Below are 23297 nucleotides of genomic sequence, written 5' to 3'. Positions count from 1 at the left end.
CGCGTTGAGGACAGTGTGCGTACGGGGTTCATGGAGGAGCACAGGCGCGCTGAGCTGGTCGACCGACTGGGGCACCGACCCCGGCCGGCCGGGCTTACTTGATCGCGCCCGCGCCGATGCCCTTCACGATGTGCCGCTGCGCCATGAGATAGAAGATCACCACCGGCACGATCGAGATGGTCGTGGCGGCCAGGAGGATCTGCTGCTGTGGCGTATCGGCGGAGGTGAAGGCGGTCAGGCCGCGCTGGATGGGCATGAGGGAGTTGTCGTCGAACAGGACGAGCGCCATGAGGTACTCGTTCCACGCGCCCAGCCCCTGGATGACCGCCACGGCCGCGAGGCCGGGCCGTGCCAGCGGGAGGATCACATGCCAGAAGATGCGCAGCGGACCGGCACCGTCCAGCGCGGCCGCCTCCTCCAGGGCACGGGGCTGGCTGACGAAGAAGCTGCGCATGATGAGCGTCGACATCGGGATGCCCGAGGTGATCAGGATCAGCACGTAGCCCACGGGATTGTTCGTCAAGCCGAGCGAGATGAGCAGTTTGTACTGAGCGAGGAACATGGCGGGCGCAGGGATGATCATCACGGCGAGGATGACGAACGTGAACACGCCCTTGCTCGCGAAGTCGAGTCGCGCGAGGGCGTACCCGGCGAGGCTGGACACCAGCAGAATGCCGATGACGGCGGATCCCGTGTAGATCACGCTGTTGCGCAGGTAGACGCCGAGCTCGCCCTGGACCCACGCGGTCACGTAGTTGCCCCACTGCGGGTCGGCGGGCAGGAAGCTGTCGTTCGAGAGCAGCTCCGTGAGGCTCTGCAGAGATCCGGACAGCATCCACAGCAGGGGGAACAGCGCGATCAGTGCGGCGACGCCCAGCAGTCCGTACAGGCCGACCTTGTCGAGGCGCACCCCCCGACGAGGTTCTGAAGCGATGGACATCTCGTCGACCCTTCCTGTCGTCCGGCTGCTCATGCGCGGGACCTCCGCCTGGTGATCGCGAGCTGGACCACGGACAGCAGTACGAGGGCGCCGCCGAAGATGACCGACATGGCCGCCGCACTGCCGTAACGCCAGTTGACGAACGCCTCGTTGTAGATCGCGAGGGTCGGCACCATCGTGTGCTGGCCCGGTCCGCCGTTGGTCAGCACCTGCACGGTCCCGAAGATCTGCAGCGCGGCGAGCAGGGTGAGCAGGCTCACGATCGAGGTGACCGGAGCCAGTTGCGGCCAGGTGATGTACCGGAACTTCGACCAGCGGTTCGCGCCGTCGAGTTCGGCGGCCTCGTACAGCTCCTTCGGCACGTCCTGCAGCCCCGCGAGGAAGAGCAGGAAGCCGAACCCCCAGTGGAACCAGACGAACACCGCCGCCACGACGGGCAGCGCGACGGCCGGTTCACCGAGCCAGTTCTGCTGGAGCGCGCCCAGACCCACCAGGCCCAGGAGCCGATTGAGGATGCCGGAGCCAGGGGCCAGGATGAAGGAGAACAGCAGGCCGACGACGACCACCGACAACACGCCCGGCAAGTAGAAGACGGTGCGGAAGAACGTCTTGCCGCGCGCGACGCTGTTGACGGCCAGCGCCATGACCAAGGCGATGCCGTTGCCGAGGAAGAAGCCGACGACACCGAAGAAGACGACGTTGCGCATGGACGCCCAGAAGATCGGGTCGGAGGCGACGAAGTCGTAGTTGGCCAGCCCCACCCATGGGGTGTCGGGGCTGACGCCGTCCCAGGACTGGAAGCTCAGCAGGATCGCCTGCGCGAACGGCGTGATCGTGAAGATCCCGATGAGCGCGATGGCCGGAGCCAGGAACAACCAGCCGATCAGGTTGCGCCGGAGGGCACGCCTCCCGTACGGCGGCCTTCGCCGCCGCATGGGAACCGCGAGTTGCGGCGTCGTCATGACGTGCGATCCTGCGTCGCCTGGATCTTGGCGAGCACTTCGTCCACCGTCGCCTCACCCAGCACCAGGCGCTGGGCCTCCGTCTTGATCGCGGTGTTCACGTCAGGCGTGAAGGTCGCCGACATGACCTGCATGTCCTTCACGCCGGCGGCGAAGCCCGCGAGCTGGTCGGGGATGTCGGCGCTGCCGAGGAGCTCCGGGTTGGTGGGGAGGATGCGGCCGACCTTGGCGAACACCGCCTGCTGCGCGGGCTCGGTCAGCCACTTCACGAACGCGAGCGCCTGCTCAGGATGGTCGCCCCTCGGGTTGATCACCGCGCCCTTCCCGGGGTTGCCCGGCGAGCGCGGCTCATGGACGTTTCCGGGAGCCGTGGGCAGCCCGGTGGAGAAATAGTCCGCGAACTCTGGGTTCGTCCTCAGGCCCACTGAGACGCCGGGAGAGGCGTCGAAGATCGCGCCCATCTTCTTGGTGAAGAAGGACGACTCCACGTTCGGGTTGTCGTCCTGACCGCCGGGAAGCGCGCCGTTCGCGATGACGCCGCTCTTCTTCAGGTCGACCAGGAACTGGAAGGCCTTGCGCCAGCCGTCCTGTTTCCAACTCGCTTTCCCGTTGAGTGTTGCTTCGATTTCGGCGTCCGTCAGCCAGTTCGAGGCGAGGGCCTGGATGAAGTACGGCGTCTGCGAGGCCGCGACGGAGAAATCTGCTCCGTCCGAAGCAGCGAGCTTGTCGATGAACGCGGCCGTCGTCGCGGGCGGGTTTTTCAGCGACATTCCGGTCAGCGCGGGGTTGATGAGGAAGCCGTACGTCTGCGTCTCCCAGTGCACCGCGTAGACACCGGGCTTGACCCCGAGGTTGTTGCCCTCCTTGAACGTCGACATCCTGATCACGGCAGGGCTGAAGTTCTTACTCCAACCGGCATTCAGCTGGGCAGAGAGGTCCATCGCCCAGCCGGCCTTGTAGAACGGCGCCATCTGAGTCGCGTCGAACGACGAATAGATGTCGGGCATGGATCTGGACTGCGCCTTCGCCTGGAGTTTGGGCAGGTAGTCGACCGGCCCGGGCGTGTCAATGGTGATCTTGACACCGGTCTTCGTGGTGTACTGCTTCGCGAGTTGGGTGAGCGCGGCCTCTTGCCCGCGCGACTGGTTCATGAAAGTCAGTCCGACGTCCCCGGTGGCGGATTTTCCGGACGACGAACAGCCGGCCAGAGCAAGCGCCCCAACAATCGCCAATGCTCCGGCCGCGATGATGGTGCGGCGACGGGCGCCGTGTGTTGTGGAGTTTGTACCCATGGTCCTCGCCTCTTTCGTTTACATGAAGAGCTACTCAGGTGTGGACATGGCGCTCGGGCGGGGGAGCGCACTCAGTCCTTCTGACGTGATCAGCCAACCGTCGGGAAGCTCTGCTCCCTGGTCCACCGCCGTGGCGATGTGCGCCATCGCGGCCAGCAGTCCGCCGTTCGCCGGCAGATAAATCGTGAGAAATCCCGGCATTTGCGGATTGTGTCCGTTGGGCAGGAACACGTTCTTGGGCGACGGCAGCAGGAGGGCGTCGATCGCCCGGCCGACGTCGCCGAGGCGGGCCGCGGTCATCGCCATGACGGGGTAGTCCCAACCCCAGCTGGACTGCAGATCCCAGTGCTCCCAGACGGAGTCGAGCGTCGCGGACATCGTGGCCGGGTCCACGAGGCCGGTATCCGGTAGCCACCCCAACGCCATGAGCATGGACGGGTGATCCTTCCGGATGAGCAGCGGGGGAGTCGCGATCGCGGCGTACGTGCCGTCGGGTAGTGATGCGGGCCGGCGCATGTTCCGCGCCACCCGGTCCCACTCCTCGCTCGGTTCGAGACCGAGCCGAGTCCGCCACTCGTTCGCCACGCCGAGCGCCCACGACCAGTACGCCAGCTCGAACGTCGGATCGGCGGTCGTCGCCCGGTCGGCGAGGTAGCTCTCCTGCGCGGGGATGAGCGGGGGCGGCAGCCCGAACGATCCGTCGCGCTCCTCGGCGAAGTCGGCCATGAAGTCGGCGGTCGCCTCGACGAGCGGGTAGTGGCCACGCAGGAACGACTCGTCGCGCCCCTCGCCACGCAGCAACTCCAGCAGGTAGATCACGTGCGGCTGCTGCCACAGGAGGAAGACGCCGATGTTGCTCGGCGACTCGCGCGCGGACGGATCGGTCTGCTTCGGCCAGCGGGCCCCGCGGTACCCCTGCCGCCGGGCGGTCGCTTTCGCCGCCGCCAAGGCGCCGTGATACCAACCCATGCTGCGCTCCAGCAGCTGCCCTCGGCCCCACATCGGGAAATGCGCGGCATGCCACCAGTGCATCTCGAGGTGGAACTTCCCCGACCAGGTGTTGTACGTCAGACCGGACTCCGCGGGAGGCGTGACGCCGGCGCTGTTGACGGTCATGAGGTACTGCGAGAGAACGATGCGGCGTTCCAGCTCCGAAGCGCGCGCGTCCGTGCTCCCGGCGAGGCTGACCGCGGCACCGGTGCTCCAGTGCTCCGCCCACCATGTCTCCGCGGATCGGCTGACGGCGGAGAAACCGTTGTCGTCCCGCTGCCGATGATGATCCGGCGACAGCGTCACAACGACCTCGAGAACAGTGGCGTCTGTGCGCGCGACGACCGACTCCGCTTCCTCCCGCAGGCTGCCCGTGGTGCGGACGCTCACGCCGTAGGTCAGCGCCTCCACCGTGCGCCGTGCGTTCCAGTGGCACTCCGTCCGCCGGTCCCAGACCGTCTCTTGCGCGAGCGGGAGTTCGAAGGCGGCGAGGTCGTCCGGCTGCTCGTCGAACACCCAGGCGACGCCCCATCCGCGCGGCAGCAGGCCGGACTCGACCCGCACCGCGAAGCAGTGCTTCCGTGAGCCGGCGACGGTGGTGACGCGGACGCGCTCGCCGTCGAGGACGTACTCGGCCTGGACCGATCCCGTCCACAGGTCGAGCTCGGCGCGGACGTCGGTCAGCATGGCCGGATCGTCGAGCCCCGTCCCGTCGGGACGGACCAGGGCGAGGCGGCCGAGGTGGGCGCGGCGGGGATTGAAGTGGTGCCAAGCGCCCGCGACGCACTCGTCGGCGATGGGGTCGCCGGCACGTTGGAGACCCATCCGGTCGAGGTAGGGCACCGGGCCGCGGGATGTCTCGTACAGGGTGGTCGCGTCCTCGAGCCGGAGCTCCCGGTCGGTGCGCGTCGCGTACCAGCCCCAGGTCGACTGCGTGCGCAGCGGGATCTGGAAGTCGTCGGCGTCGAATACGCGCGGGTACTGCTCCGGCAGACCGGACAGACCATCGCGAACGACGCGGTGCGGGTCGGGGACGAGTTCGTGAAAGGACGGGAACGTCTGCAGTCCGGAGATGTCGACCGTGAGCGCGATGTCACCGTTGCCGATCGTGAGGACGTCAGCGGGGTGCGCGGACGTCAGCACGGGGTTGTGCCGTCGCACGAGCCGGCGCCGGTCGATTGCCTCGGGCATCGTCAGGTCCCGCCGTCTTGGAGCGCGTTGGCCTTGGCGACACCGCCCAGCCACGCGAGGCTCGGCTTGGGACGGCGCTCGAACGTCTCCCGTTCGACGGCGACGAGGCCGAACGTCGGGTCCCAGTGACCCCATTCGTAGTTGTCGAGCAGGCTCCAGTGGATGTATCCCCGCACATCCACGCCGTCTTCCATCGCCCCGGCGAGCGCGGCGAGCGCGGCGGTCGTGTAGGCGACGCGCCGGGAGTCGTCGTCTGTCGCGATGCCGTTCTCGGTGACGACGATCGGGACATCGGGCAGCACGTCGGCGGTGTGCCGGACGGCGATGCCAAGGGCGTCGGGGCGGTACGCCGTACGCACGAGGGTGTTGTCCGGGTGCACGGGGTGCGGTTCGATGCCGTCCAGCCCCACCCACTGGGCCGAGTAGGCCTGCACCCCGATGAAGTCGTCGCCACGCGCCGCCTCGAGGTAGAGGTCCTCCCAGACGTACTCCAGACGCCGGCGCACTTCCTCCGCGCCGGGGCGGGTTTCGAACGCGCGGCTCGCGACCGTCCATCCCACCCGGGCGTCCGTGCGCTCCCGCAGCACCTCCAGGGCCGCGTGGTGTGCCTCGATGAGACGGCGTCCGATCTCCACCGGCGGAGCCGGCTTCACCGGCCGGGGAGTGTCCGCCTCCAGTGTGGGGCTCAGCCATTCCAGACCCGAGTCAGGGTCGAGCGCCGCCTCCGCCTCGCGCACCATGATCGCGAGCATGTTGGGCTCGTTGATGGTGCAGACCCACTCGACGCCGTCGAGGATCGAGGTGGCTGTCTCGACGTAGGCGCGGAAGCGGTCCACGGCCCGTTCGCCGCGCCAGCCGCCCTCCTCGGCGAACCACCTCGGCGAGGTGAAGTGGTGGATCGTCACGAACGGGTGACGCTCGAGGCGAGACATTCGTCGATCATGCGCCGGTAGTGCGCGAGCGCCGCGCGGGACACCCGCCCGGGGACCGGCTCGATGCGCGCCCACTCGATGCCGAAGCGGTAGGTGCTCAGGCCCGATTCCGCGACGAGCCGGATGTCCTCGGAGTATCGGTGGTAGCTGTCGAGGGCATCGCCGCTGCGATCCGCTCCTGGCATGCGCTCCTCCTGCGCCCAGAAGTCGCTGTTGACGTTGTCGCCCTCGACCTGGTGCGGTGCGGTCGCCGCGCCCCAGAGGAAGCCGTCGGGGAAGGTGTGCATGCGTCTCTCGATCATGTGTCGGTACGGCGAGGGCCATCGGGGCCGGCCCCGAATGCGAGTCAACGTAGCCGTAACGTCGTGAGCAGGTCAAGGAAAAATGTGTACCGGTCTACGGCATTGCCAATAGCCAAACGGCCAAACATTCGATCTTCCGTTAGCTTGCGTAGACCGGTCTACGTGCGCGACGATCTCGGCACCGTGGCATCAGCCGGGGCTCGGTTCGAGAAAGGATGTCCATGGTCGCGCCTGAGCGACGACGAAGAGTGACCATTTCCGACGTGGCGAAACACGCCGGGGTCTCCAAGGCGGCGGTCTCCAAGGTCATCCGCAACGGCTACGGAGTCAGCGAGGCCATGCGCGACCGCGTCAAGCGGGCCATCGACGAACTGGGCTATCGCCCTCAGGCCGCCGCGCGAGCGTTGCGCGGGCGGTCTTACACCATCGGCGTGCTCATGCGGCACATCGGGATCCCGTTCTACGCCGAGATCATGACCGGCCTGGTGGAGCAGCTCACCGAGCCCGGCTACCAGGCGATCATGATTCAGGGCGGCACCCACGACAAGACCGAGAAACGTGCCCTGGACGCCCTGATAGACCGGCAGGTGGACGGCATCCTCATGATCGCTCCACTGGTCGGCCGCACCCAGCTGGAGCAGGTGGCACGCGAGATCCCCACCCTGGTGCTCGGCAGGCACGACCGCTCGCCGGCCTACGACTCGATCGTCGACGACGACCGGACCGGCTCCGAGCTCGTCATGGAGCACCTGATCGCGCGCGGCCACCGTCGTATCGGGCACATCACCTTCCGGCAGGAGCACGGCCGACCGGCCGACCAGATGCCGCGCATCAGAGCCGAGACCTACGAGCGCGTGATGCGTGATCACGGCCTCGCCGACGAGATCGCCGTCGCCGCGACCTCCTACTCCGAGGAAGGCGGCTACCGCGGCGCCCGCGAGTTGCTGAGCCGCTCTCCGCGCCCCACCGCGATCTTCGCCGGTTCCGACGAGGCGGCTCTAGGCGTCCTGGCCGCGTTACACGAGGATGGCCTGTCCGTCCCGGGCGATATGTCCGTGGCCGGCTACGACAACACCCGGCTGGCCGCCCATCCCCACATCGCGTTGACAACCGTCAACCAGGACGGAGACGTCATGGGCCGGACGGCCGGGCGACTGCTGCTGGAGCGCATCGAGGGCCGCACGTCGGCGGCGCACTTCTCGGTCATTCCCCGCCTGGTCGTCCGGCGTTCCACCGCGTCTCCCTCCTGATCTTCCGGGAAACTCTCACTCCGAGGAGTTACGTGATCCGCGCATCGTTCAACGACAACTGGCAGTTCCGTCCGAAGGTCAATCCCTTTGCCGAACTGGCCGGAACCGCGGTCCCGTTCGAGCCGGTGACGGTGCCGCACGACGCGATGATCACCCGCGACCGCGAGGCCACCATCGACGGCGCAGCGACCGCCTATTTCCCCGGTGGGGCGTACGAGTACCGCAAGACGTTTCTCGCGCCCGAGGAGCACCGGGGTAAGCGGATCACGATGGAGTTCGAGGGCGTCTACCGGGACGCCACTGTGTTCATCAACGGAAACTACGCCGGGCAGCGCCCGTACGGATACTCGCGGTTCTTCATCGACGCCGACCGGTTTCTGCGGTTCGGCGAGGACAACGAGGTCCGGGTGGAGTGCCGAACCCAGGGTGCTGGTCAGGGTCGAAAGCCGGACCGGCGCCCACGATTGATGTCCTCATTCGGCTTGCCCGGGGGCTGGGGGTTCTTGACTGATCTGTACAGAAGCCGCTAGCTTCGGCCCATGGGCAGACCCCGGGAGTTCAGCGATCACGCCGTGGTGGACGCCGCGATGGAGGTGTTCTGGGAGAAGGGCTACGAGGCGGCCACCACCCAGGACCTGTGCGCGCGCACCGGGCTCGGCCGCGGCAGCCTGTACAACGCGTTCGGCAGCAAGCACCGCCTGTATGAGGAGGCGGTCCGCCGATACGCACAAACCAAGGGCGCCGCCCAGTTGGCGATGCTGGCCGAACCCGGGTCGGTGCGGGAGCGGCTGCGGGAGATGATGCTGGGCGTCATCGACGCCGACCTGGCCGACCCCGGCCGGCGTGGCTGCCTGGCCCTGAACGCCGCCACCGAGCCGAGCGGGCGCACCGGCGACGTCGCGGCGCTCGTGCGGCGGCAGTTCACCGACCTGGAACAGGAGCTCTGCCACCTGGTGACGGTCGGCCAGCGCACGGGCGAGCTGTCCGCCGACCGGCCGCCGCTCCAGGTGGCGCGGACGTTCCAGAGCGCGTACTACGGCCTGCGCGTGCTCGCGAAGGTGACCGACGACAGGAGCGCCCTGCTGGACGTCGTGGAAGGGGCGCTCGCGGCTCTGTAACCCCCCTCGGTCGGCGGGCTCTGTTCTGCTGCCCATTTTTTGTACTGATCAGTCAACTATTAGAGGTGAACTGCGTGCCTGTCCTCTCCCTCATGCTGTGCGTCTTCGGCATCACGACCGGCGAGTTCGTGATCGCGGGGATCTTGCCGGACATCGCCGATGACCTGGCCGTGTCGATTCCGGCGGCCGGACTGCTGGTGACGGCCTATGCCATCGGGATGATCATCGGCGGTCCGGTGCTGACGGCGCTCACCGCGCGTTTCGACCGCAGACCGCTCATCCTCGTGCTCCTCGCGGTGGTGATCGTCGGGAACCTCGCCTCGGCGCTCGCACCGACGTATCCCGTGCTCTTCGCGGCCCGGATCATCACCGCGCTGGTGACCTCCACGTTCTTCGCCAACGCGATCGTCATCGCGGCGTCGACCGCCCCGCCGGGCAAGCAGGCGTCCACCGTGTCCAAGCTTGTTTTCGGGATGAACCTGTCGATGATTCTCGGCGCGCCCATCGGCACGTTCATCGGCAATGGTTTCGGGTGGCGGTCCACCTTCGTCGCCATCGCCGTGTGCTGCGTGCTCGGGTTGCTGCTGGTGTTGCGCTTCGTACGGGATGTCAGGAACGCCACGCCCGGCACCTCCGCGCTGGCCGAGCTCCGGGTGTTGCGCGGCGGTGAGGTGCGGCGCGCCATCGCGGTCACGGCGGTGGGCAACGCGGGGCTGCTCATCGTGTTCACCTATTTCGCGCCGCTGCTCACCGGCGTCACCGGATTCGCCCCCGACGCCATCGCCGTGCTGCTGCTCGTGTACGGCGTCGGCGCCGCGGTGGGCAACTTCGGCGGCGGCTGGCTGTCCGACCGGGCGCTGATGTCGTCACAGCTCAGCCTGCTCGCCGTCCTCGCGGCGACGCTGGTGCTGATGTGGGCGGTCAGCGGCGGTACGGCGATCACCGCGATGCTGGTCTTCGTGATCGGCGCGCTGGGCTTCTCCGTCATTCCCGGCATGCAGACCCGGGTCCTGACCACCGCGTCCGCCGCGCCGACCCTGGCCATGGCGGTGAACGCGTCCGCCTACCAACTGGCCGCGGCCTTCGCCGCCTGGCTCGGCGGCCGGGTCATCGACGGCGGGTTCGGGCTGCGGTCGCTGTATCTCGTCGGCGCCGCCGTCACCGTGGCCGGGATCGTCGTGAGCTGCTACGCGTGGTTCCGTGACCGGACGAGCGGTGGGGTCCGCGCCGTCGAACGGGTCTGACCCTCGAACGCGGGTCACACGAGGTCGCGGCGGCTGGCCTGGGCGCCGGCCTGGAAGCGGGTCTCGGCGTTCAGCTGGTCCAGGAGGTGACGCAGGCGTCGGCGCAGGCTGCGCGGGCTGGTGCCGAGCTGGCGGGCGATGGCGTCGTCCTTGAGCCCGGCCGCGAGCAGCGCCAGGAGCCGGCGATCCTCGGGGCCGAGCTCCGCCGCCTCCGGCCCCCCGTCGACGGGCGTTCCCGTCTCGTCGGCGGGTGCCGGTGTCGCGGGCGCGTCCCGCCACAGCTCGGGGCGTACCGGCAGCGCCTCCCGCCACAGGCGCTCGAACAGCTCCACCAGGGCCACCACCATCGTGGAGCCGCTGATCAGCACGCCGCGCGTCAGCGGCGGGTCCATGTGCATCGGCATGACCGCCCGCCACCGGTCGACGATCGCCATCTTGAACGGCAGCCGGGGCAGGACCCGCGCCTCCTCGCCCGCCTTGATCAGGCTGCCCACCTCGTCGAGCGCCCCCGCGTGGTCGAACGCCTCCGGCACGTAGATGGTCCGGTAGCGGACGCCGCTGCGCAGCAGGTCGGTCTGCAGCGGGTTGTGATAGTCCAGGACGTACGGGGGGCAGTCGAAGGTCAGCACCTCCTCCTTGGCCTCCTGCTGCAGCCGGACGTACCAGCGGGCCTGCTCCTCGGGACCCGCCAGCACCTCGAACTGGCCGCCCTCCTCCGGGTCCTGGCCGACGGTGCGGAAGGCCGCCTCCAGTTCGTCGGCCGTGTCGGTGAGCTGGTCCAGCTCGCTCTGCAGGCCGCGCACCAGCGAGCGGATCGCGGTCCCCGGGTTCGTCACCGTCCACCGAGGCGAGCGCCCCCACAGACGGCTGACCAGGCCCTTGGCGCGGAGCCTGCTCAGTGACGCCTGGATGCGTCCCGCGCTCTCCCCGCTCCGCATGACCAGCTCCTGCACCGTGATGCCGGGGCAGGCCAGCACGCCGCGGTAGATCCGCTCGTCGAACGCGCTGATTCCCACGACCTCCAGCGCCCGGCTGTCCTCCAACATGCCCATGATCTTGGCCACTTCCGGCAGTTGCCGCAATAGGCCACTCAAATCACCTTGTCACCAAAAGTCACAAGGAACTAGAAAGCGGAGGTGCTTCAGAGAACCGCGCTCCTGGGCGTCGTGATCACGGCCCTGATAGCGGCCGCCGCTCCGGCCCAGGCCGCACCGACGCCCGCTCCGTCGGCCACCCCGACCGCTGCTCCATCGGCCACCCCGACCGCGGCCCGGTCCGGCGCCCCGGCAGAACAGGCCGCCCCGGCCGAGCAGCAGGCGAGACAGCCCGCCGCGAAGGCCGGTCCGCCCCAGACCATCACCCTCATCACCGGCGACAAGGTCACCCTCCGTACGCTCCCCGACAAGCAGACCCAGCTGGACGTCAAGTCCGGCCCCGGCCGGGAGAAGATCACCTTCGTCCACCGCCGGGCCAAGGACGGGCTCAGCATCGTCCCCGTCGACGCGATGCCGCTGCTGGCCGCGGGCCGGCTGGATCCCCGGCTGTTCAACGTCACCCGGCTCGCCGCCCTCGGCTACGACGACGCCACCAGCTCGGCGCTGCCGCTCATCGTGACGTACCCGGACCAGACCGCCGCCGCCACGCTGCGCGCCGCGGGCGGGCGCCCGCTGCCCGCGATCAACGGGATCGCCCAGAGCGAGCCCCGCGCCGCGGCCGGCACGCTCTGGAAGTCCCTGACCGCGCAGGCCAGGGCGGCGGCCGCGCCCGCGAAGGTCTGGCTGGACGGCAAGGCCAAGCTGTCCCTCGACGTCAGCGTCCCGCACATCGGCGCGCCCAAGGCGTGGGCGGCCGGTCACACCGGTAAGGACGTCACGGTCGCGGTGATCGACACCGGCTACGACCCCGGCCATCCCGACCTCCAAGGGCTGGTCGCCAAGGCCGAGAACTTCACCTCCGAGCCCGACGTCCGCGACCTCAACGGCCACGGCACCCACGTCGCGTCCACGATCGCCGGATCCGGCGCCGCGTCGGACGGCCGGTACAAGGGCGTCGCCCCCGGCGCCAAGCTGCTGATCGGCAAGGTCTGCGTGCAGAGCGGGGACTGCCCGGACTCGGCCATCATCGAGGCCATGACCTGGGCGGCGGAGAACGGCGCCCGCGTCGCCAACCTCAGCCTCGGTGAGCCCGACACTCCCGGCGACGACCCGGTGGAGCAGGCCGTCAACAGCCTGTCGGACAAGTACGGCACGCTGTTCGTCATCGCCTCGGGCAACGACGGTCCCCAGACGGTCGGCTCGCCGAGCACCGCGGACAGCGCGCTGTCGGTCGGCGCCTCCTACCGCGACGACGACACGGTGGCGCAGTTCAGCAGCACGGGCCCGCGCACCAGCGACGGCGCGGTGAAGCCCGACCTGATCGCGCCGGGCGTGGACATCGTCGCCGCGCGGGCCGCGGGCACCTCCGCCGGCTTCCCGGTCGACGACTCCTACACGGCGCTGAGCGGTACGTCCATGGCGACGCCGCACGTGGCCGGAGCGGCCGCGATCGTCGCCGGGCAGCACCCCGGCTGGAAGGCCGCCCAGATCAAGGCCGCGCTGATGGCCTCCACCGCGCCCGGCGACGAGCTGGGCGCCTACGTCCAGGGCTCCGGCCGCGTCGACGTCGCCCGCGCCGTCACCCAGCAGGTCACCGCCGAGCCCGCCGCGCTGAGCATGGGAGACATCGAGCTGCCCAGCTCCGCGCCCAAGGAGAAGACGCTCACCTACCGCAACGACGGCGACGCCGCCGTCCGGCTGAACCTGAGCGTGCTCGCCAAGGACGAGAAGGGCGCGGCGGTGACGCCGTTCAAGCTCGGCGCCACCACGCTGGAGGTGCCCGCTCACGGCACCGCCCAGGTCAAGGTGACCGCCACGGCGGGCCCGACCGGCCTGTTCAGCGGTACGGTCATCGCCGCGAACGCCGACGTCTCCGTACGCACCGGCATCGGCATGCGGGTCGCCCCGGAGAAGCGCGCGCTCAAGCTGCGCTACACCGGCACGGACGGACAGCCCGTCCAGAACGCCTTCGCCGGGCTGATCGACCTCGACACCGAGGAGCAGCGCAACTACGACATCTCCGGCGGCACGCTGGACCTCCGGCTGGACCGGGGCCACCGCTACACCGTGGTCGGCCTCATGTTCGACAACGACGGCACCCTGGTGATGTCCGCCGATCCGGAGTTCACCCTCGACGCCAACCGTACGGTCGCCGCCGACGCCCGCAAGGCCAAGCCGGTGGACGTGCGGACGGAGGAGCCGACCGCGCGGCTGGCCATCGGCATGCTCGGCATGCTGCAGCTCGTCGACGGCCAGCCCCTCGGCGTGGACGTCGATCTGGCCGGCATGTGGGGCGCGGACCGCGTCGAGGGCATCAAGGCCATCCCGACGACGCGTACGGTGAGCAAGAAGTTCGCGTACTACCGCTGGACCCAGTGGGCAAAGCCGAAGGGCGACGGGGGCTACGACGACAGCCCGTACTTCTACCACCTGATGAAGGCCGAGCCGCGGATCCCCGCCGACCCCGGCTACCGCCCGCGCCGCCGCGACCTCGCCCAGGTCGACTCCACCTATGCCACGCAGAACGACATCAAGTTCGGCGAGCACTTCGCCCTGCCCGTGCTGTACGGGACCGAGCTGGCCTGGACGCCGTACGGCCAGGTGTCCCGGTTCGCGCTCCCGTTCCACCGGACCGAGTACTACACGCCCGGCGACACCGGCTGGTACCCCTCCTTCATCCAGTACCGCACGCCGCCGGACGGCTGGAACGACGTCGACCAGTTCTTCTTCGGAAAGACCACCGTCTACCGCGCCGGCAAGAAGACCGACGACCAGTGGAACACCGGCGTCTTCGCCGCCGCGCTCAACCCCGGCGGCGACTACACCTGGCGGGAGGCGAACACGCTGCAGTTCGCGGCCGGCCTGTTCGAGGACGGCACGTCCGACCGCATCTCCTACGGCGAGTACGCCGCCCCGCAGGCCCGGCTCTACCGCGACGGCAAGGAGATCTACGCCGCCGACTACCTGCCCGGCACGATCGACGCGCCCGCGGAGACGAAGGAGAGCGAGTATCGGCTGACCATGACGGCCGACCGGGTGCCGGCCCAGACCCAGGTGTCCACGCGGGTCAGCGCCGAGTGGAAATTCCGGTCGAAGACCCCCCAGCCGGGCAAGCGGCAGGTGCTGCCGCTGCTGACCCTCAAGCTCAATCCGGAGCTGGACGATCGCAACCGGGCCGCGGCCGGGCTCGCGCGCATCCCGCTGCGCGTCCAGCGTCAGGCCGGCTCGCCCGATCTGAGTCTGCGGACGCTCACCGTGGAGATCTCCTACGACGACGGCCGCACCTGGCTGCCCACGCTGGTGCACCCGGCGGGCCAGGGCACGTGGGCCGCCGAGACCTGGCATCCGATCAGCGCGCGCGGCAGGTTCGCCTCGCTGCGGGTCAAGGCCGTCGACACCGGCGGCAACGGCTTCGCCGAGACCATCACCAGGGCCTACAAGATCAAGTAGCCCCCAAGGACGCCCCGCCCCGCCTGCACAGGCGCGGCGGGGCGTCTCCGTGTCCGTGCCCTGGTCGCGCGGCCGCCGGATGGAACGTTCCGGTCACGCGGCCACCAGCTGGAACTGGTCGGCCCGCTGAGGTACGGCCAGCGCGATCAGCGCGCCCAGCACCGTGGTGCCGATCAGCAGCCCGAACGCGGCGGTATAGGAGTAATGGTCGACCAGCCAGCCCATCAGCACCGGCGCGAGAACCCCCGCCACCTGCCCGCCGACGTTGACCACCCCCATTCCCGAGCCGATCACCGCCGGTGGCAGCGCGCGTACCGGCATGCCGAGGATCCCCATCATCGACAGCCCGGCCACCGCCATGGCCAGCGTCTGGAACAGCGTGAACCCCGCCGCGGTCTCCGCGCGCAGCATCAGCACCAGCAGCACGGCGGTGCACAGCAGCAGCGGGATGACGTAGAGCCGGCCCCGGTCATGGAAATAGCGGTCGAACAGCCAGCCGCCGAGGATGATCGTCACGGTCATCACCAGCCCGGGGATGGCCGCGTACAGGCCCGTGTTCAGCAGCGAGACGCCGCGCGCCTCCAGCAGGTAGCTGGGCACCCAGGTGATCATCCCGTACCCGAGCATGTTGGTCGCGCAGAACAGCGCCGCGAACTTCCACACCGCCGGCGCCCGCAGCACGGACGCCGGCGGGGGAGCGGGACGGGACAGGTCGCCGGCGCAGTTCAGCTCGGCAGGCAGGGGCGGGGGGAGCAGCGCCCACAGCAGCAGCCCGATCGCCACGCCCGCCGCCGCCGTGACCCAGAACGTGAGCCGCCACCCGAACGCCAGCAGCAGCGGCGCCACGACCAGCGGCGCCAGGCCCGCGCCCAGCTGGGTGGCGGCCAGCATCGTGCCCGCCGCCGTGGCCCGCCGGGCGGGCGTGGTCCGCTCGGACAGCGCCTTGAAGGAGGCGCCGGGGAAGATCCCCTGCCCCACACCGAACAGCGCCCGGATCACCAGCAACGCGACCAGCCCCCACGCCAGGCCGGTCAGCGCGGTGAACGCCGACCACAGCGTGAGCGAGACGACGAGCAGCCTTCGCGCCCCGAACCGGTCGGCCAGCAGCCCGCCGGGGATCTGGCACAGCAGGTAGGCCAGGGCGAACACGGTGATCAGCGCGCCCTGCTCGGTCTTGGAGAGCGCGAACTCCGCCCCGATGAACGGCAGCGCGACCGCCATCATCACCCGGTCGATGTAGTCGACGACCCAGACTCCCATGAGCAGGCCGACGGTGAGGGTTGCGGTCTTCCTGACGTCGAGCGTGTACGTACTTCCCAAGGCGACCTCCGGCGGTGCGGGCGTTCCGCATTCTTCATACAGACCAGCCGGTAGTGCTCGGGGCTGTTCGACGATTCGTCCGGAGAGGTGAACCTCAGGTGGCTTCGGTCAGGGCCTGGGTCATCCGGCCGAGCGTGCGCTGCAGGTCGGCCAGCTCGCTCATCCGCAGCCCGGTGGCGCCGAGCACGTGCTCGGGCACCCGCGAGGCCGACTGCCGCAGCTCCGCGCCCGCCCCGGTCAGCCGCACCACCACGGAGCGCTCGTCGCTGGCACTGCGCTCCCGCTGGACGAGCCCGGCCGCCTCCAGCCGCTTGAGCAGCGGTGACAGGGTGCCGGAGTCGAGCCGCAACGCCACGCCCAGCTCCTTGACCGTCACCGGCTCCCGCTCCCACAGCACCAGCATCACCAGATATTGCGGATAGGTCAGCCCCAGCCCCGCCAGCTCGCGCCGGTAGAAGCCGTCGAGCGCGCGGGACGCGGCGTGCACGGCGAAGCACACCTGGTTCTCCAGCAGCAACGCGTTCATGACGCCAGCATACCCGGGGTTGACGGCAAGCAATTAAATTGTGCACAATCAAGTTGTACACAATCGATTAGGAGCGATCATGAGCACTCTCTACACCGCCATTGCCACCGCGACGGGCCGCGAGGGCCGCGCCGTCTCCTCCGACGGCCTCCTGGACGTCACGCTCTCCCCGCCGAAGGAGCTGGGCGGCGCCGGCGCCGGCACCAACCCCGAGCAGCTCTTCGCCGCGGGCTACGCCGCCTGCTTCGCCAGCGCCCTCGCCCTGGTGGCCAAGCGCATGAAGGTGGAGGCCGAGCAGGCGTCGGTCACCGCCGAAGTGGGCCTGGCCCCCAACGGCGACGGCGGCTTCACCCTGGAGGTCGCGCTCCGCGTCGAGCTCCCCGACCACCTGCAGGATGAGACCGGCCGTGCCCTGGTGGAGGCCACGCACCAGGTGTGCCCCTACTCCAACGCCACCCGCGGCAACATCCCCGTCACCCTCGTCATCGAGTAGCTCACGCAGGCTTGGCGGGCCCGAGCACCACCGGCAGTGTCGTCGGTCCTTCGGTGATGAACGACGCGGTGTAGACGATCTGGTCCTGCTCGACCGCCAGGCGCAGCTCGGGGAACCTGCCGAACAGCGAGGACAGCGCGATGCGGGCCTCGAGCCTGGCCAGCGGCGCGCCCAGGCAGAAGTGCGGCCCGCGGCCGAACCCCAGATGCGTCTCCTGACCGCGCGCGATGTCGAAGCGTCCGGCGTCCCCGCCGAACCTGGCCGGATCCGTCCCCGCGCCGCCGATCCCGACCACGATCGGCTCCCCGGCGGGGATCGTCACGCCGCCGAGGCGCACGTCCTTCAGCGGGTAGCGGAACATGACGTTGATCACCGAGTTCCGGCTGCGTAACGCCTCCTCGACCACCTGCGCCCAGGCGTCCCGCGTACCTGCCAGGGTGAGCTGGTCCCGGTCCGCGCACAAGGCGATGACCGCGTTGGCGAGCAGGTGCACGGTGGTCTCGTGACCGGCGATCAGCACCAGCCACAGGATGCCCACCATCTCGCTGTCGGTCAGCCGGTCCCCGTCGTCCTCCTGCGCCCGGATGAGCCCGGCGGTGAGATCGTCAGCCGTGTCGCCGCGCTTGCGGTCGATGAAGCCGCCCAGGTAAGCGAGCAGGCCGGACCCGGCCGTGCCGGCTTCCTCCGGGGTGGCGGTGTGGGACAGGAGCACGTTCGTCCACTCGCGGATCTGGTAGCGCTCCTCCTCGGGCACACCGAACAGCTCGCAGATCACATTGATCGGCAACGGCTCGGTGAAATGGCGGACGAGGTCCACCACCTCGCCCTCGTCGGTCAACCGGTCGAGGAGTTCGTCCGTCATCTCCTGGATGCGCGCGGCGAGACCCTGCACGCGTGCCGGGGTGAAGGCCCGGTTGATGAGGCCCCGCAGCCGCCGGTGGTCCGCCCCGTCCTTGGTCAGCAGGTGATCGCCCTCGATGACCTGCCGCAGCGGCCAGTCAGGCGGGATGGTGCCGTCGTGCAGCGCGGGGCAGTTCCGGGCGTTCTTGCTGAAGAGCGTGTCGTCGTTGGCGAGGACCTCGTTCACCATGTCGTACGAGGTCACGATCCACGCTTTGACCTTGCCCGGGAGCTCGATGGGGACCACCGGCCCATGCTCATCCCGAAAGCGGTGGATCGTGCTGGACGCCCGCTCACCGGGAACCGGGAGCCGCAGCGGAGAGATCGTCATTGAGAGGCCTCCATAGCGTGAAATGTCCTCCCAACTGTCCGCGATGATCAGCAAGCGGCAAAGACGAGTTAGATGTCACCGCAGGTCTCACAACACTGACCGACCGTGCCACACCGTTCTGACCGGTGACATGGCGTGGCTCGGCACGGCGGCGTTCACCCCCCACCCTTATCAGGTCGAACTGGCCGCTCTTGGCGCCCTTGAGAAACGCGTGCCACTCGTCTGCCGGGAACCGTGTTGTTCGCTCGCGGTGCTCACTCCGCTATCGTCCGTCCCCCCATGACCGGCCACCGCACCCGCGGGTGCCGCGGTTGCGACAACGCGCGAAAGCGGGGACGTTTTGGCTCTCCGAGGGGGCCGTGCGATGAGGGGGAAGCGAGAGTCGCTCAGGCGGGTGCGTCGCTGCCATGATGGGTGAAGACCTCGAGCAGTAGCTCCGCCAGGAGTTTGGCGTCTGCTCCAAAGGCGACGTCGGCGTTGGGCTTCTGGGCCGCGCCGAGCCGGGTGTCCATCACGGTCCGGCCGACGGTAAGGCAATCGGTGGTCTCGACGGCGACGTGCACGCTCCGTGTGGTGATGACCTGGGGCTGGACGAGGTAGGCGGTGCAGACCACGTCGTGCACCGGTGCGGCGTCCTCGGCGAACACGACGCCGTGGTAAGCGGAGATCCGCCGCGAGATGAACCGGGAGGCGGCGATTCCGGCGGGCGTCCCCGCCTTCTCCAGCTTGAGGCAGGTGCTTCTCGTGACCAGCGCCTGGTGGGTGGCGTCGAGCGGCACCAGGGTGATGCGGGCGAATCCTGCGGAAAGGACCATGCTCGCGGCCTCGGGGTCGGCCCAGATGTTGAACTCGGCCGATGCGGTCACGTTGGTCACCGCATGGCCGCCACCCATGACTACCAGTTCGTCGACCACTTCTGTCAGGGATGGATCGATGGCGAGGACGGTGGCGATGTTGCTCAGCGGTCCGACCGGTACCAGAGTGATCTGTTCGGTTGTCGCCCGAAGCGTCTCGACCAGGAACTCGACGGCCCCGGTGTCCTGGCGCGTGCTGCGCGGTGGCGGGATCGACAGGGCGCTGCCGTGTGGGTCGTTGTCGGAGTCCCGCTCGAAGTGCTTGGTGGAGGGGAAGCCGAGCCTTGCGATGGGACGGCTGAGTCCGGCGAAGACCGGGATCTGCGACCTGCCGATCCAGTCGAGTACGCGCAGCGTGTTGTCCGTGGTGTTCTCCAGCGGCACGTTGCCGTTGACGGTGGTGACGCCGATCAGGTCGAGTTCCGGATGCAACGCCGCGAACATGATCGCTACTGCGTCGTCGGTCCCGGTGTCGACGTCGAGGATGATCTTCCGGCTCATGAGTACGCCTTCCCTTCCATGGTGGTGGTGTGCAGGCCGTCGCCGGCGGATCGGTGACGGGGGATCTCGGCGGCGGTGGGCCGCGGGATGAGGTACGAGGTGGCGAGCGCGGCGACGGTGATGACCAGGCCGCACGGCGAAGCTTTCCTGCGAAGGGACCGATCGCCCAGCACGAGCGCGTAGGGGCTGAGGAGCAGCAGGGACGTCGCGTCTGCCGCGAGCCCGAGTTAAGCGCGCCGGTTCTCATTGTTCGGTCTTTCATGACGCCTCTATTTCCGGCAGGGGGCGCTGCTCTTGGTGGTATACCGTATGCCTATCGGCCAAGCTTCCTGAACGTCAAGTATTCGCCTGAAGTCCGAGGTAGATTGATGTTTGTCTGGGATGTGGCATACCAGAGGGAAGGGGGTGGTCATGTCACGTCAGACCAAGACGCCGCTGGGTCTCGCGCATACGTCGCTGCGTGATCAGGTCCGGCTGGAGATCCGGAACCGGATCGTGAAGGGGCAGCTTCCGCCTGGCAGCAAGATGGTCGAACGCGAGCTCGCAGATGAACTGGGCGTATCCCGAGTTCCCGTGCGCGAGGCCCTGCGCATGCTCGAGTCCGAGGGCTTCGTCCACGTCGTGCCGCGACGGGGAGTCGTCGTCAAGCATTTGTCGCAGACCGACGTTCAAGAACTCTTCGACGTACGCGAAGCGCTTGAGGCGTTCACCGCCCGCCGTGCCGCTGAGCAAGCGAGCAAGGCCGACATGCGGCGACTCAAGCGGCATCTCGACAAGGCAAGCCGGGCCGCGGCGGCGAGCAACGTCGACGACTTCGGTGACGCCAACGTGGCCTTCCATGACGAGATCACGGCCATCGCCGGCAACCACCTCCTCGGCACCATCCTGGAGCCCCTGCACGGTCGGCTGAACTGGCTGTTCCGTCAGGTCGACGACCCCGAACGGCTGTGCACCGAACACACCCGGCTGTACGAGGCGATCGCGTCCGGCGATTCGGCGGCAGCCGCCGCCTTCGCCGTCGAGCACGTCACCAGTAGCAGGAAGACCGCGCTGCGCATCCTGTTCGGCACCTCGCCGACCGCCACCGGCGGCCCCTCCCCGAACGCAGCCCGCGCCGACCCGGCCAAGGGCACCCCTGCCGCACCCGGAACGACGAGGCGCGACGCTGGGGGAGGCACACCCTCACCCCATGAAGGCCGGCACGTACCGTGAAGCACGTCGTGGATCGGATTGAGACCTTCCACGAGCTCAAGGCCGCCGCCTCCGTGGCGCCGGCGGCCGATCTCGCCGACGATGGTGTTGATCGCGCAGCGGGCGGGCGGCAGGGACAGCGACACTGACTGCGGCGGCGCCCTACCTCCAAGCCCGGCCCTTCAGGGCCGGGTCAAGTTGACAGTCGGGTGGTGAGGTGGGTCAGGGTCGCGCCGAGGGGTGCGTCCAGGGTGAGTGCGGCCTGGGCGTCTCCGCCGGTCGGCCCCTGGTTCACGATGGCGATCGGGATGCCGAGCGCGGCTGCCTTGCTGACGAATCGCAGGCCGGACCGTACGGTCAGCGACGATCCGAGGACCAGGAGAGCCCGCGCCGCCGCGACGAGCGCGAAGCACTCATCCACCCGGGTTTTGGGTACGTTCTCCCCGAAGAACACCACGTCGGGCTTGAGAAGCCCGCCGCAGGCCGCGCAGTCCACCACCTGAAACCCTTCGACCTGGTCGTCGGTGAGTACGGTGTCGCCGTCGGGGTTGATCTGCCCGCTGGCCGCCCAGCCGGGATTGGCCGATCGCAGGCGGGTCTCCAGCTCGGTGCGGCGGGTGCGCTCGCGGCAGGACAGGCACACGACCCGGTCGAGCCCGCCGTGCAGTTCGATCACCCGCCGCGCTCCGGCCGCCTGGTGCAGGCCGTCCACGTTCTGCGTGACGATGGTCTCGATCAGCCCGCGCCGTTCCAGCTCGGCCACGGCGCGATGCCCGGCGTTGGGTCTGGCCAGGCCGATCTGCCGCCAGCCGGCGTGGCTGCGCGCCCAGTATCGCTGCCGCGCCTCGGCGCTGCCGACGAAGCGCTGGTACGTCATGGGCTCGGCCTTCCGGGCGCGGCCTGTGGGTCCCCGGTAGTCCGGGATGCCCGATTCGGTGGACAGTCCTGCCCCGCTGAGCACCACCACGCCGCCTCTGGCCATCAACGCGATCAGCGAGTCGAGCGCGCTGCTGCGGGTTCCCACACTTTCGGTCACAGCACTATCGTGCCCGACTCGCCGCGACGCGCCGCTGGCGGCACGTGCGACTAACCGGAAAGGGGTCTCCGGTTGGGCTAAAGTGAGAGGCATGTCCTCCGAGCCGTCTCAGATGCCGTGCGCGCCCGCCGAAGCGCCTGGGCCGCCCGCCGCAACGTCCGGGGCGCCCGCCGAAGCACCTGGGCTGCCCGTCGAAAAGCCTGGCCTGCGCGCCGAAGCACCTGGGTTGCGAGCCGATGCGCGGCACAACCGCAACCGCATCCTCGAGGCCGCCCGCGAGAGCTTCGCCACGCTCGGCCTCGACGTGCCGATGGTCGAGATCGCCCGGCGCTCCGGCGTCGGGATCGCGACCCTCTACCGCCGCTTTCCCACGAAGGAGTCGCTGGTCGTCGAGGTGTTCGCCGACGACCTCCACGCGTGCGCGAAGGTCGTCGACGACGCGCTCGCCGACCCCGACCCGTGGCGCGGCTTCCGCACCGTCATCGAGAAGGTGTGCGCCATGCAGGCCGTCGACCGGGGATTCACCGCGGCGTTCCTCTCGGCGTTCCCGGACGCGATCGACTTAGAGCGCGAACGCGAATGTGCCGAGCGGGGTTTCGCCGAGCTGGCGCGGCGGGCCAAGGAGGCCGGGCGGCTGCGGGCCGACTTCGTCCAGGACGACCTCACGCTCCTCCTCATGGCCAACAGCGGCATCGTGACCGACTCGCCCGAGGCGGCGCTGGCCGCGTCCCGGCGGCTGGTGGCCCTGCTGCTCCAGGCGTTCCGCGCCGAAGGCGCCGACCCCCTGCCGCCGGCCACCCCGCTCGGCCTGGACCAGCTCAGCGGCGGGCGGCCTCTTCCAGGGCCTTGATGTCGATCTTCCGCATGCCCAGCATGGCCTTCATGACCTGCTGCGCCTTGGTCGGGTCGGGGTTGCCCAGCAGCTCGGGCAGCGCCTTGGGGACGATCTGCCAGGACAGGCCCCACCTGTCCTTCAACCAGCCGCACTGCGATTCCTGGCCGCCCTCGGTGAGCTTGGCCCACAGCTCGTCCACCTCCTCCTGCGAGGCGCAGTCGACGTACAGCGAGATCGCCTCGGTGAAGGTGAACTGCGGGCCGCCGTTCAACGCGAGGAACCGCTGGCCCGCCAGCTCGAACGTCACCATCATGGCCGTACCCGCCGGACCCGGGCCGGCGTCGCCGTAGCGGTGCACCTCGAGGATCCGCGAGTCCTCGAACAGCGAGGTGTAGAACTCGGCCGCCTCTTCGGCCTGGTTGTCGAACCACAGGTACGTGGTGATCTTCTGCATGGTGCGCTCCTCCGATTGCGGGAGTCCGGAACGGTCAGTCCCGTGCTGTCCTGTCACTGACGCGTCGAACACGTCTACGGCGAATCGACAC

General features: G+C 69.2%; 21 protein-coding genes and 1 pseudogene. 8 read left to right on the top strand and 14 right to left on the bottom strand.

All coding sequences use genetic code 11. The features are described from left to right. Nucleotides 1-94: 94 nt before the first annotated feature. The 6 genes and pseudogenes from LDL49_RS32625 to LDL49_RS32600 all read right to left on the bottom strand — a co-directional run. Nucleotides 95-910: a carbohydrate ABC transporter permease gene (locus LDL49_RS32625; protein ID WP_225296726.1), complete on the bottom strand. Its 816-nt coding sequence runs from the start codon at nt 908-910 to the stop codon at nt 95-97. A gap of 59 nt (nt 911-969) precedes the next feature. Next, complete coding sequence (locus LDL49_RS32620) at nt 970-1902, bottom strand: carbohydrate ABC transporter permease (RefSeq protein ID WP_225296724.1); 933 nt, start codon at nt 1900-1902, stop codon at nt 970-972. Next, nucleotides 1899-3053: an ABC transporter substrate-binding protein gene (locus LDL49_RS32615; protein ID WP_225296722.1), complete on the bottom strand. Its 1155-nt coding sequence runs from the start codon at nt 3051-3053 to the stop codon at nt 1899-1901. Before LDL49_RS32615 ends, LDL49_RS32620 begins: the two co-directional genes overlap by 4 nt. Nucleotides 3054-3224: 171 nt before the next feature. Further along, nucleotides 3225-5375 carry a hypothetical protein gene (locus LDL49_RS32610; protein ID WP_225296720.1) on the bottom strand — a complete coding sequence of 717 codons (2151 nt, stop codon included), beginning with the start codon at nt 5373-5375 and terminating at the stop codon, nt 3225-3227. A gap of 2 nt (nt 5376-5377) precedes the next feature. Beyond that, nucleotides 5378-6115, bottom strand: a complete 738-nt coding sequence (locus LDL49_RS57325; protein WP_263655805.1) for a family 1 glycosylhydrolase — start codon at nt 6113-6115, stop codon at nt 5378-5380. Nucleotides 6116-6172: 57 nt separating this feature from the next. After that, a pseudogene (locus LDL49_RS32600) lies at nt 6173-6594 on the bottom strand (family 1 glycosylhydrolase); the annotation flags it as partial. 278 nt (nt 6595-6872) lie between these two features. Here LDL49_RS32600 and LDL49_RS32595 point away from each other — a divergent pair. The 4 genes from LDL49_RS32595 (at nt 6873) to LDL49_RS32580 (ending at nt 10221) form a co-directional block, all read left to right on the top strand. Next, nucleotides 6873-7859: a LacI family DNA-binding transcriptional regulator gene (locus LDL49_RS32595; RefSeq protein WP_308016223.1), complete on the top strand. Its 987-nt coding sequence runs from the start codon at nt 6873-6875 to the stop codon at nt 7857-7859. Nucleotides 7860-7891: 32 nt separating this feature from the next. Further along, nucleotides 7892-8389 carry a glycosyl hydrolase 2 galactose-binding domain-containing protein gene (locus tag LDL49_RS32590; RefSeq protein ID WP_225296717.1) on the top strand — a complete coding sequence of 166 codons (498 nt, stop codon included), beginning with the start codon at nt 7892-7894 and terminating at the stop codon, nt 8387-8389. 9 nt (nt 8390-8398) lie between these two features. Further along, nucleotides 8399-8977 (top strand): TetR/AcrR family transcriptional regulator, encoded by a 579-nt coding sequence (locus LDL49_RS32585; RefSeq protein WP_225296715.1) that lies wholly within the window; start codon nt 8399-8401, stop codon nt 8975-8977. 74 nt (nt 8978-9051) lie between these two features. Further along, complete coding sequence (locus tag LDL49_RS32580) at nt 9052-10221, top strand: MFS transporter (protein ID WP_225296713.1); 1170 nt, start codon at nt 9052-9054, stop codon at nt 10219-10221. 14 nt (nt 10222-10235) lie between these two features. Here LDL49_RS32580 and LDL49_RS32575 read toward each other — a convergent pair whose 3' ends face one another. Next, a complete protein-coding gene (locus LDL49_RS32575; protein ID WP_225296711.1) occupies nt 10236-11315 on the bottom strand; it encodes a TrmB family transcriptional regulator in 1080 nt (359 codons plus the stop codon). Nucleotides 11316-11357: 42 nt separating this feature from the next. Between LDL49_RS32575 and LDL49_RS32570 the strand changes: the two genes are divergently transcribed. Continuing rightward, complete coding sequence (locus LDL49_RS32570) at nt 11358-14765, top strand: S8 family serine peptidase (RefSeq protein WP_225296709.1); 3408 nt, start codon at nt 11358-11360, stop codon at nt 14763-14765. A gap of 93 nt (nt 14766-14858) precedes the next feature. On the opposite strand, the gene LDL49_RS32565 is transcribed toward LDL49_RS32570, so the two are convergent. Then, nucleotides 14859-16085 (bottom strand): MFS transporter, encoded by a 1227-nt coding sequence (locus LDL49_RS32565; protein WP_225296707.1) that lies wholly within the window; start codon nt 16083-16085, stop codon nt 14859-14861. Between the two features lie 94 nt (nt 16086-16179). Continuing rightward, nucleotides 16180-16611, bottom strand: a complete 432-nt coding sequence (locus tag LDL49_RS32560; protein ID WP_225296706.1) for a MarR family winged helix-turn-helix transcriptional regulator — start codon at nt 16609-16611, stop codon at nt 16180-16182. A gap of 79 nt (nt 16612-16690) precedes the next feature. Between LDL49_RS32560 and LDL49_RS32555 the strand changes: the two genes are divergently transcribed. Continuing rightward, entirely contained in the window at nt 16691-17104 is a 414-nt protein-coding gene (locus LDL49_RS32555) for an organic hydroperoxide resistance protein (RefSeq protein ID WP_225296704.1), read from the top strand. Nucleotide 17105: 1 nt separating this feature from the next. Here the strand turns inward: LDL49_RS32555 and LDL49_RS32550 are convergent, their stop codons facing one another. The 3 genes from LDL49_RS32550 to LDL49_RS32540 all read right to left on the bottom strand — a co-directional run bounded on the left by LDL49_RS32550 (nt 17106) and on the right by LDL49_RS32540 (nt 19863). Beyond that, on the bottom strand, nt 17106-18335 hold the full coding sequence (locus tag LDL49_RS32550; RefSeq protein WP_225296702.1) for a cytochrome P450 family protein: 1230 nt from the start codon (nt 18333-18335) through the stop codon (nt 17106-17108). Between the two features lie 386 nt (nt 18336-18721). After that, entirely contained in the window at nt 18722-19690 is a 969-nt protein-coding gene (locus tag LDL49_RS32545; RefSeq protein WP_225296700.1) for a nucleoside hydrolase, read from the bottom strand. Further along, nucleotides 19687-19863 (bottom strand): hypothetical protein, encoded by a 177-nt coding sequence (locus tag LDL49_RS32540; protein ID WP_225296698.1) that lies wholly within the window; start codon nt 19861-19863, stop codon nt 19687-19689. The genes LDL49_RS32545 and LDL49_RS32540 overlap by 4 nt, the downstream gene beginning before the upstream one ends. A 238-nt stretch (nt 19864-20101) precedes the next feature. Between LDL49_RS32540 and LDL49_RS32535 the strand changes: the two genes are divergently transcribed. After that, nucleotides 20102-20902 (top strand): GntR family transcriptional regulator, encoded by an 801-nt coding sequence (locus tag LDL49_RS32535; RefSeq protein WP_225296696.1) that lies wholly within the window; start codon nt 20102-20104, stop codon nt 20900-20902. 172 nt (nt 20903-21074) lie between these two features. On the opposite strand, the gene LDL49_RS32530 is transcribed toward LDL49_RS32535, so the two are convergent. Continuing rightward, entirely contained in the window at nt 21075-21917 is an 843-nt protein-coding gene (locus LDL49_RS32530; RefSeq protein ID WP_225296694.1) for an NAD-dependent protein deacetylase, read from the bottom strand. A 226-nt stretch (nt 21918-22143) separates the two neighbouring features. Here LDL49_RS32530 and LDL49_RS32525 point away from each other — a divergent pair, with 226 nt between their 5' ends. Beyond that, on the top strand, nt 22144-22767 hold the full coding sequence (locus tag LDL49_RS32525) for a TetR/AcrR family transcriptional regulator (protein ID WP_225296691.1): 624 nt from the start codon (nt 22144-22146) through the stop codon (nt 22765-22767). On the opposite strand, the gene LDL49_RS32520 is transcribed toward LDL49_RS32525, so the two are convergent. Further along, complete coding sequence (locus tag LDL49_RS32520; RefSeq protein ID WP_225296689.1) at nt 22736-23206, bottom strand: VOC family protein; 471 nt, start codon at nt 23204-23206, stop codon at nt 22736-22738. The two genes, LDL49_RS32525 and LDL49_RS32520, sit on opposite strands and share 32 nt — an antisense overlap. Nucleotides 23207-23297 lie beyond the last annotated feature (91 nt).

Origin of the sequence: Nonomuraea aurantiaca (assembly GCF_020215705.1) — a bacterium.
In the GTDB taxonomy this organism is placed as follows: domain Bacteria; phylum Actinomycetota; class Actinomycetes; order Streptosporangiales; family Streptosporangiaceae; genus Nonomuraea; species Nonomuraea aurantiaca.
The sequence above is the reverse complement of the archived record's forward strand: the minus strand, read 5'-3'. Positions and strand labels throughout refer to the sequence as shown.